Origin of the sequence: Metabacillus idriensis, from assembly GCF_009674765.1 — a bacterium.
Lineage (GTDB): Bacteria > Bacillota > Bacilli > Bacillales > Bacillaceae > Bacillus_P > Bacillus_P idriensis.
In genome coordinates this window covers 34,086-43,525 of sequence record NZ_WKKF01000019.1, presented here as the reverse complement: position 1 = coordinate 43,525, position 9,440 = coordinate 34,086, and the positions used below count along the sequence as shown (strand labels likewise).

Annotated in this window: 11 protein-coding genes; 3 read left to right on the top strand and 8 right to left on the bottom strand. The window is 43.0% G+C overall.

Annotated elements, in window-relative coordinates; translation table 11 throughout:
* On the top strand, nt 1-159 hold a 159-nt coding region (locus tag GJU41_RS23625), incomplete at its 5' end, for a zinc ribbon domain-containing protein (protein ID WP_154319770.1).
* Between the two features lie 77 nt (nt 160-236).
* On the opposite strand, the gene nadA is transcribed toward GJU41_RS23625, so the two are convergent.
* From nadA to nadB, 3 genes are read right to left on the bottom strand one after another with little or no spacing between them, the layout of a single operon-like run.
* Entirely contained in the window at nt 237-1,304 is a 1,068-nt protein-coding gene (gene nadA / locus GJU41_RS23620; RefSeq protein WP_487247390.1) for a quinolinate synthase NadA, read from the bottom strand.
* 55 nt (nt 1,305-1,359) lie between these two features.
* Nucleotides 1,360-2,190 carry a carboxylating nicotinate-nucleotide diphosphorylase gene (nadC, locus tag GJU41_RS23615; protein ID WP_070879471.1) on the bottom strand — a complete coding sequence of 277 codons (831 nt, stop codon included), beginning with the start codon at nt 2,188-2,190 and terminating at the stop codon, nt 1,360-1,362.
* The gene (nadB, locus tag GJU41_RS23610) at nt 2,177-3,760 is read right to left on the bottom strand and encodes an L-aspartate oxidase (RefSeq protein WP_170292900.1); all 1,584 of its coding nucleotides are present in this window, start codon (nt 3,758-3,760) and stop codon (nt 2,177-2,179) included. The genes nadC and nadB overlap by 14 nt, the downstream gene beginning before the upstream one ends.
* 101 nt (nt 3,761-3,861) lie before the next feature.
* Between nadB and GJU41_RS23605 the strand changes: the two genes are divergently transcribed.
* On the top strand, nt 3,862-5,028 hold the full coding sequence (locus tag GJU41_RS23605; protein ID WP_154319768.1) for an IscS subfamily cysteine desulfurase: 1,167 nt from the start codon (nt 3,862-3,864) through the stop codon (nt 5,026-5,028).
* Entirely contained in the window at nt 5,015-5,560 is a 546-nt protein-coding gene (locus GJU41_RS23600; RefSeq protein WP_070879469.1) for a transcription repressor NadR, read from the top strand. The genes GJU41_RS23605 and GJU41_RS23600 overlap by 14 nt, the downstream gene beginning before the upstream one ends.
* Nucleotides 5,561-5,603: 43 nt before the next feature.
* Here GJU41_RS23600 and pheA read toward each other — a convergent pair whose 3' ends face one another.
* The 5 genes from pheA to rpmA all read right to left on the bottom strand — a co-directional run bounded on the left by pheA (nt 5,604) and on the right by rpmA (nt 9,439).
* A complete protein-coding gene (gene pheA, locus GJU41_RS23595) occupies nt 5,604-6,461 on the bottom strand; it encodes a prephenate dehydratase (protein ID WP_070879468.1) in 858 nt (285 codons plus the stop codon).
* Nucleotides 6,462-6,476: 15 nt separating this feature from the next.
* Nucleotides 6,477-6,920 carry an ACT domain-containing protein gene (locus tag GJU41_RS23590; RefSeq protein WP_070879467.1) on the bottom strand — a complete coding sequence of 148 codons (444 nt, stop codon included), beginning with the start codon at nt 6,918-6,920 and terminating at the stop codon, nt 6,477-6,479.
* A 66-nt stretch (nt 6,921-6,986) separates the two neighbouring features.
* Nucleotides 6,987-8,273: a GTPase ObgE gene (gene obgE, locus GJU41_RS23585; RefSeq protein WP_070879466.1), complete on the bottom strand. Its 1,287-nt coding sequence runs from the start codon at nt 8,271-8,273 to the stop codon at nt 6,987-6,989.
* A gap of 23 nt (nt 8,274-8,296) precedes the next feature.
* The gene (locus GJU41_RS23580) at nt 8,297-8,845 is read right to left on the bottom strand and encodes a sporulation initiation phosphotransferase B (RefSeq protein WP_070879465.1); all 549 of its coding nucleotides are present in this window, start codon (nt 8,843-8,845) and stop codon (nt 8,297-8,299) included.
* A 300-nt stretch (nt 8,846-9,145) separates the two neighbouring features.
* Nucleotides 9,146-9,439 (bottom strand): 50S ribosomal protein L27, encoded by a 294-nt coding sequence (gene rpmA / locus GJU41_RS23575; protein WP_070879464.1) that lies wholly within the window; start codon nt 9,437-9,439, stop codon nt 9,146-9,148.
* Nucleotide 9,440: the final 1 nt, after the last annotated feature.

Genomic DNA, 9,440 nt, shown 5'->3' with positions numbered 1-9,440 from the left:
CGTTGTGGATACCAAAACAAAGCCGTTAAGAATCTCGCCGTGCGTGAATGGGATTGCCCCTCGTGCGGCACACATCACGAACGAGATCTTAACGCAGGACTTAATCTTAGAAACGAAACCAAACGCATCTCAACCGCAGGAACTGTGGAGATCGCCTAATCAATTAGAAATCAAATGGTTTCTGTACTTAGGAATCCCCCACTTCAAGGAGCGTTAGCGAGTAAGTGGAGGGTAGTTCAAACGTGTTCAAGCATTCGCTCTAAAGCGAGAACGGCATGTTCTGCTGTTTTTGGATCAACTTTAATTTGATTGATGATCTTACCTTCTTCCAGTCCTTCGAGGGACCACAATAAATGTGGAAGGTCAATTCTGTTCATCGTCAAACATGGGCACATAAACGGATTCAGCGAGACAATTTCCTTATCAGGATGCTGGTCAATAATCCTTTTCACAAGATTCATTTCTGTTCCAATCGCCCATTTGCTTCCGGCAGGAGCTGCTTCAATTGTGTCGATGATATATTTTGTAGAGCCTGCCAAATCACTTTCAGCAACTACCTCTCTGCTGCATTCCGGATGTACGATGATTTTCATATCAGGCTTGGCGAGGCGCAAATCTTCGATATTTTTCACCGTGAATTTTTCATGGACAGAACAATGCCCTTTCCATAAAATCACGATAACATCCTCTGGATTCCCATCAAATTCAAGCTCGTTTGTCAGCGGATTCCAAATTGCCATCTTATCAAGCGGAACACCTAAATTATAAGCCGTATTTCTTCCTAAATGCTGATCTGGCAAAAATAGAATCCGCTGCTTTTGTTCAAAAGACCAGCGCAGCATTTTTTCTGCATTTGAGGAAGTGACAGTTGCCCCGCCATTTTTCCCGACAAATGCTTTGATTGCTGCGGTTGAATTCACATAGGTCAATGGCAGAATTGTATCCCCATACATTTTCTGAAGCTTTGTCCATGCCCGCTCAGTCTGCTCAATATCCGCCATGTCAGCCATCGAGCAGCCTGCTCTCATATCAGGCAGCAAAACATTTTGTCCTTCACTCGTCAGCATGTCTGCTGTTTCAGCCATAAAATGCACGCCGCAAAAAACGATGTATTCTGCCTCTTTGTTTTCTGCAGCGGCCTGTGCAAGCTGCAGGGAATCCCCCGTAATATCTGCAAACTGAATAACCTCATCTTTTTGATAATGATGACCAGGTATCAGCAGCCTGCGGCCAAACTTTTCTTTTATCTGTTTAACTCTTTCGATCATGTCCTCTTCTGTGAGTTCTTTATAATGAGAAGGCATTTTTTCATTTGTTTCAAATTGAAGCATATCAAGAACATTCACTGTAACTTCCTCCTTATTCTGCATTCATGCTTAAATCAAGAGATTTGGCGGAATGAGTCAGCATTCCAAGTGAAATATAGTCCACTCCGGTGTTACCGTATTCAGCCAGGTTTTGAAGGGTAATACCTCCGGAAGCTTCTGTAATGATAGACGGAGGTGTCAGATCAGCAAAAGCTTTCACTTCTTCAGGGCTCCGGTTATCAAACATAATGATGTCCGCTTTTGCTTCGATTGCTTCTAGGAGCTGCTCCTCAGATTCGATTTCAACCTCTACTTTTATCATGTGCCCTGCATGCGCCCTGACCTGTTTTACAGCTTCAAAAATAGAACCGCTGCTTGCAATATGATTATCTTTAAGCATAATTCCGTCATATAAGCCAAATCTGTGATTGTATCCGCCGCCGCACCGAACAGCATATTTTTCAATCATTCTTAGGCCGGGTGTCGTTTTCCGGGTGTCCGTAATCTTCGTATGAACAGAATTCAGGCAAGTCACTGCCTGATTTGTCAGTGTCGCAATTCCGCTCATTCTTTGAAGCAGGTTTAGGATGACTCGTTCTCCTGTAAGGAGGGAACCTATCGGACCTTCAATGACAGCTGCATGTTCACCTTTATTTATTTGTTCACCATCTTGTTTCAGAAGGTTAACTGATACATTACGATCAAGAATTTCATACCCGATTCTGATCACATCCGCACCCGCAAAAGTCCCGTCTTCCTTGGCTGTAATCACAGCATTTCCCCGCTGGGCTTTTGAAAAAATATACGAGCTTGTAGCGTCATGATCGCCGATATCTTCAATAAAGAAAGCTTCTAATTGTTTTTTCAATTTAAGTAAATTCAATTTCCATCACCTCTGAATCATTCTTTAACCCTGTATCGTATTTAGAAAGAAGAATTTGTTTTTTCAGCCATAACCGGTCTTCTTTATAAGGATAATCTGTTCTAAAATGGCCGCCCCTGCTTTCTGTCCTTCTCAGTGCAGAAGCCACAATAAGCCAGCCTGCTGTCAGCATATTTATTTTTTCGTATTCTTTATTTGTGAAGTTATTCACATTGATATCCCAAAAAGAGATTGGCAATAAGAATTTCTCAAACCAGCATTTTGCAACAAAAAGGCCTTCTTCAGAACGCTCAATGGCAGCAAAGTTCGTCATCAACCACTTTATCTCTTCCTTGGAAGGTAAAATGATTTCCTGCATCCTGCTGGTTCTGGTTTTCACCGATTCAGGTTCTCCAAATGCATGTTGAGGAGAATTTAAGATGTGCATGCCTAGGCGGCTGCCAAAAACAAGGCCTTCAAGCAGTGAATTACTTGCCAGTCTGTTTGCACCGTGAACTCCTGTGCAAGCAGCTTCCCCAACTGCATATAACCGGCTGACCGACGTTTTGCCATCTATATCTGTTTTGATTCCGCCCATAAGAAAATGCATTCCCGGGGCTACTGGAATCAAGCCTTCATTTAGATTGACCCCATGTTTTTTACACATTGCGGAAATCGTTGGAAAGCGCCTTTCAAAGGCTGGGATGGACGAGATGTTAAGGAACACGCGGTGTCCTTTTTTCATCTGTGAAAAAATCGTTCTTGCAACGATATCCCTTGGAGCAAGATCTCCAAATGCATGAATACCTTCCATGAATCGAATTCCACTCTCATTTTGAAGGAAAGCTCCTTCTCCTCTTACTGCCTCAGATATAAGCCCTACACATTCACCATTCACCAGAAGCATTGTCGGATGAAATTGAGTAAATTCCATATCCGTGAGGACAGCACCAGCCCGAAATGCCATTGCAAGTCCGTCACCTGTTGTAACCTGTGAGTTGGAAGTATGTTTGTATAGACTGCCGCAGCCGCCCGTTGCGAGAATGGTGTGCCCGGCAAAATACTGCTTAAGGTCACCTTGAGCATTCCGCGTAAAAACCCCCCTGCATATTCCATCACTGATAATAAGGTCGAGCGCCATTTCATCTTCAATGATTTCTGTGTTTTCATTTAACTGTGATAATAAAAAATGAATCACAGCTTTTCCTGTGGCATCTCCGCCTGCATGAAGAATTCTGCTGAATCTGTGTGCGCCCTCCTGACCAAGCAGTAAATTACCATGTAAATCCTGATCAAACTGAAACCCATCTTTTATAAGACCAAGAACTTCTTTTGCCCCTTGCTTTACAAGCAGTTCAGCAGCAAAAGCATCATTATGATGAGATCCTGCCGTCATCGTATCATCGTAATGACCCTGCCAGCTGTCATATTTGTCAACAGCTGCTGCAATTCCCCCTTGGGCCAGCATAGAATTGCTCTCGTATTTAGTTGATTTAGTAAGTATGGTGACTTTTCTTGATGATTGAAGCTGATAGGCTGCAGACAGAGCTGCAATGCCGCTTCCGATAATGACTGCATCCGTTTGAGGCACAAAATAACCCCCTATTCTTTACAAGTGTCTTGACACTTATATTTACATAAAACTAAAATAATGACAAGAGATTTTTTTGAACCTTGAGAGGAGACTCAAATTTGATTTATTTAGATTACGCGGCTACAACACCCATTAGCGATGAAGCCCTCCATGTATTTGCCGAGGCATCAAAAAAGGCGTTCGCAAACAGCAATAGTCTGCATGATGAAGGAGATGCCGCCAGAACGTTATTAGAAGCTTGCCGCGGGCAGATAGCAGACCTGATTGGCGGTAATGCCTCTGGAGTTTGCTTCACTGGCGGAGGCAGTGAAGCTAATGTGCTTGCCATTGAAACACTCTTAAAAAATTCTCCTAAACACAAAAATCATATAATTGCGTCTGCACTAGAACATTCTTCTATCTATAATTATTTACTATCTCTCGAGCAAAAAGGCTATGAGGTAACATTTTTATTGCCTGATAAACATGGTAAACTACATGTAGAAGCAATAAGAGATGCCTTAACGGAACAAACCGCACTTGTTTCCATTCAGCACGCAAATTCTGAAATAGGCTGCATCCAAAATCTAGAGAATATCGGTTATTTTTTACACGATAAGCCTGTTTATTTTCACAGCGATTGTGTTCAGTCGTTTGGAAAGATTCCCATTAAAGCAAATGCGTGGAAGGTGGATGCGATTTCTGTTTCAAGTCATAAGGTGTATGGACCAAAAGGGGTCGGGGGCCTCTATTTGAATCCTCGTAAACACCTTACTCCTGTTCTTTCGGGCGGCACACATGAAAATGGATTTAGAGCAGGCACGGTGAATGTACCGGGTATTGCAGCATTTACCTATGCTGCGGCGGCAGCTTGTTCAGTCATGCAGACAGAATTCAGCAGACTGGAATCGTTGAAGAAAAGATTTTCAGCAAAACTCAGCGACTATCGCGAACATGTTCACATGATCAATAAAGATCTGGATGATCAGCTTCCAACTATTATTGGCCTTGTGATTCGTGGGATCGAGGGACAATATATGCTCCTTGAAGCCAACCGAAGAGGACTGGCCATTTCCACAGGTACAGCCTGCCAAATTGGCATGCAGACTCCTTCAAAGGCGCTGATGGCTATCGGCCTGACCAGCGATGAAGCCCTGCAGTACATCCGGATTTCAACAGGTAAACATACAAATGCCGAAGATCTTGATAAAATGGCTGTCATCATAGAAAAAGCAATTAACGAGAGGTATATGGAAAGAAGGGAAAGACTGCATGAGCGAAGGTAAAATCCCTGGAACGAAAAGAAGAGAATTAATCCTGAATTGGCTGAAAGAAACGAAAGTTCCCATGAAAGGCAGCGACATGGCAAAGAAGACTAATGTCAGCAGGCAAGTCATTGTTCAGGACATTTCTTTGTTAAAAGCACAAAATGAACCGATCCTTGCAACAAGCCAAGGCTATGTTTATATGAAACAGGAAAATGATGAACTGCCTGCCTATAAGCGCATCATCGCAAGCAGCCATAAACCCGAAGCAACGGGTGAAGAACTGAATATCATTGTTGATTACGGTGTAACCGTGAAAGATGTGATCATTGAACACCCTGTATACGGGGAATTGACAGCATCCATTATGGTAAGCAACCGTAAGGAAGTTCGTGATTTCATTGAAAAAATTGAGGAAACAAAGGCAGCCTATTTATCCCAGCTTACAGAAGGATTGCACTTGCATACATTAGTAGCTGACCGTGAGGAAAAATTAGATGAAGTATGTGCTGCTTTGAAGACGGCGGGGTTTCTTGTTAACGAAGAAGATTAAACTAGATAAAAACCGGCTTGCATTTTGCAAGCCGGTTCATTTTTTATATAGAATAAGCGCTGTATGTACCAAGAGTCCGGACACTGCAGCCCAGGGCCTCAAGCTCTGCCATCGCACCTGGAATCAGGACATCATCCATTTTCATATCAATGTCGATAATAAAAAAGTAGTTTCCAAGACCTGTTTTCATTGGTCTTGATTCGATTTTTGACAAATTCAGCTTTCTCCATGAAAAAGCAGACAGCACTTGGTGAAGGGCCCCCGACTGATCTGAAGGCAAGGTAATCATGAGGGTTGTCCGGTCTGTGATCTTATTTAATTTTGTCTTGATATATGTATGCTGGTTTGGGTGCAGCACAGCAAACCGGGTATGATTATGGGTATAATCATGGATATTCTTGCGGACAATTTTGAGATTGTATTCTTCAGCTGCCAGTTCATTTGCGACAACCGCAATATTTTCTTCAGGATGCTCCTGTATGTATTTTGCAGCTGCACCGGTAGATGTCGCGTACTCATACTTCGCTTTAGGAAGCTGATGATGAAGAAATTTATGACATTGCGCAATGGCATGGGAATGAGAGTATACTCTTTCTGCATCTTCCCAAGAGTCTTCCCTTGATGGATGAACCATCAAGTGCTGCTGAATAGGCGCCACAATTTCCCCAATGATGGAAAGCGGCTGTTCATGAACGAGGTAGTCGATCGTTAAGTTAACAGAACCCTCTAACGCATTTTCAAGCGGGACAACAGCTAAGTCAATTTTCCCATCAGCTGCTGCATCCATGCATTGCGGGATGGTCAAAAATGGAACATGCTCGGCATGATCTTCGAAAAATTTTGTGACGGCAAGATGTGTAAATGTAGCTGCCGGACCTAAATAACCAACTTTATATGACATAAGAAACCCTCTCCCCTAAGCTCCAGATCCTAATATCTCTACTTTCTCAACAAATTCAAGACGCTTCAGCTTGGCCATGACGCTATTGATATCTTCTTTCATTCCATTTGTATTTAAAGACAGCGTGACATTTGCGCGTCCCTGCAGCGGAATCGTCTGATGGATTGTCAGTACATTGCAGCCTGCTGTGGCCACAACTGCGAGAAGCTGTGATAATGTGCCTGATCTGTCTTCCAGATGAAAAAAGAGCGTGATAATGCGCTCGTTTACCATTGTATGGAATGGAAAAACAGCATCACGGTATTTATAATAAGCGCTTCGGCTCATGTCCACGCGCTGAACAGCTTCAGCAACAGAGTCTGCTTTTTTTCGTTCAATCAATTTTTTAACCTCAAGCGTTTTTCTCATCGCCTCAGGCAGAACGTCTTCCCGTACTAAAAAAAAGGTTTCTTCCTTCATGACCTGCTCCTTTTCTTCATCTGCCTGTGAAAAAAGAAGAGCGGATTAAGGCTCTTCTTCTTTAGGCTATTCAACAAATTCAAATTCAAATTCAAGCAATCGCACGATATCGCCGTCTTTTGCTCCTCTTTGACGGAGCGCTTCGTCGACACCCATTCCGCGCAGCTGTCTTGAGAAACGTCTAATTGACTCTTCGCGCAGGAAGTTTGTCATTTTGAAGAGATACTCCACTTTCTCTCCTGATACGACAAATGTTCCGTCACTGTCACGGGTAATTTCAAATTCTGCTGCTTCTTTATCAAATTTATAAAGAACACGGTGATCGGAAAGATCCTCTTCCTCATAAAGCGGGAATTCCGGTGTCTTTTCAATTGTGTTCATGATTTCAAATAATAGTTCGCGGACGCCCTCACGGGTAATAGCAGAAACAGGGAAGATTGGAAGGTCATCCTCAAGCTTTTCTTTAAAAGCTGCAAGGTTTTCTTCTGATTCCGGCATGTCCATTTTATTTGCAACGATAATTTGCGGTCTTTCTGTCAGACGCAAATTGTATTCTTTGAGCTCAGCATTGATAGTCAGATAATCTTCATAAGGATCACGGCCCTCGCCGCTTGACATATCAATGACATGAACGATGACTCGGGTTCTTTCAATGTGGCGCAGGAATTGATGACCAAGTCCCACTCCTTCATGTGCACCTTCAATTAAACCAGGCAGATCCGCCATAACGAAGCTGCGGCCATCTCCTGTTTCAACAACACCAAGGTTCGGCACAAGCGTTGTAAAATGGTATTCGGCAATTTTCGGTTTAGCCGAGCTTACCACAGATAACAGCGTTGATTTTCCAACACTCGGAAAACCGACTAAGCCAACATCTGCAAGAAGCTTAAGCTCCATAATGATGTTCCGTTCCTGTCCGGGCTCTCCATTTTCAGAAAGCTCAGGAGCAGGATTGGCAGGTGTGGCAAAACGGCTGTTTCCGCGTCCTCCGCGTCCGCCTTTTGCAATAACAGCCTGCTGTCCGTGTTCAGTCAGGTCAGCAATAACCGTTCTTGTTTCTTCTTCCATAACGACCGTTCCAGGCGGAACTTTAACAATCATCGGCGTGGCATTTCTGCCATGCTGATTTTTCGACATGCCGTGCTGTCCGCGGTCTGCTTTGAAATGACGCTGATAGCGGAAATCCATTAATGTGCGCAGGCCCTCTTCCACTTCAAAAATAACGTCAGCGCCTTTACCGCCGTCTCCGCCTGCAGGTCCGCCCTTAGGAACATATTTTTCGCGGCGGAACGCAACTAGCCCGTTTCCTCCGTCGCCGCCTTTTACATATATTTTCACCTGATCTATAAACATGGTAATCCTCCGCTCCAAGCCAATTATGCAACTGCGACCGTAATGGTCAGTTCGTCCGGGGAAAGCTCATAATGTATTACTGACACCTGATTCTCTTCATTTGACTTCAGCCAATTTAATAACAATGCTGTCTCTGTTATTATGCCATTAAAATCAAAAAAGAATCGAACTTGTCCCTGATTGGCTTCCGTTTCTATTGTGATGCTTAAATGATTCTCATTAGACTTGTCAACGGAATTGTCAAGAACCTGAAAGAATTGCTCACACCATGCAGCAACCTTCACATCGTATTCGGACAAGTCATTAATGGAACCAAGGACTTCATACTCCAGAGAATAGTGATGCCTTTTCCAATTGAACGTCATTAAGAGGCTCGCAAATGAAAGCATTTTTAGATTGCAGAGCTTTGATTCGCTTTGTGCTTCGATGACGATTTCTTCAATAATCTGCTGTACGCGATCGTGTCTATTTAATGATAAGTTTCCTTTGATTAATTGCAGTTTATTCATCCAATCGTGACGTGAATGACTTAACACGTCGACAATATTCCACTCTTCATTTGTTTTTTTCATGTCGGCACTCCTACTCCCTTTTTTCTCTATTCTTTTCTCTAGGAGCTTTAAGACTTGGAAACTGAATGTCGTACTAAATTATAACAAACTATCCGGGGGAAAATAAGTGCAATTTGAAAAAAGCAAGAGGAAATCAATGTTATGGGGAGGTTTTCATGAAAAAATAACTGTTTTATCGTAAGATTTCTGTTTTAAGTACCACATCTTTCCGCTAACTGCTGATTTCATACTTGTGGCTCAAAACAGAATTGAAAATAAAGAAAAACTCTAACCAGAGGGCTAGAGTTTTCCTAAAAGAAATTATGCTTCTTGTGCTACAGGATATACGCTAACTTTTTTACGGTCACGTCCGAATCGCTCGAAACGTACAACTCCGTCCACTTTCGCGAAAAGAGTGTCGTCACCGCCGCGGCCAACGTTTTCACCTGGGTAAATTTTCGTTCCGCGTTGACGGAAAAGGATAGAACCACCGCTTACGAATTCGCCATCCGCACTTTTAGCGCCAAGACGCTTAGAGATTGAATCACGACCGTTCTTAGTAGAACCTACTCCTTTTTTAGAAGCGAAGAACTGAAGATCTAAACTTAAAAACATT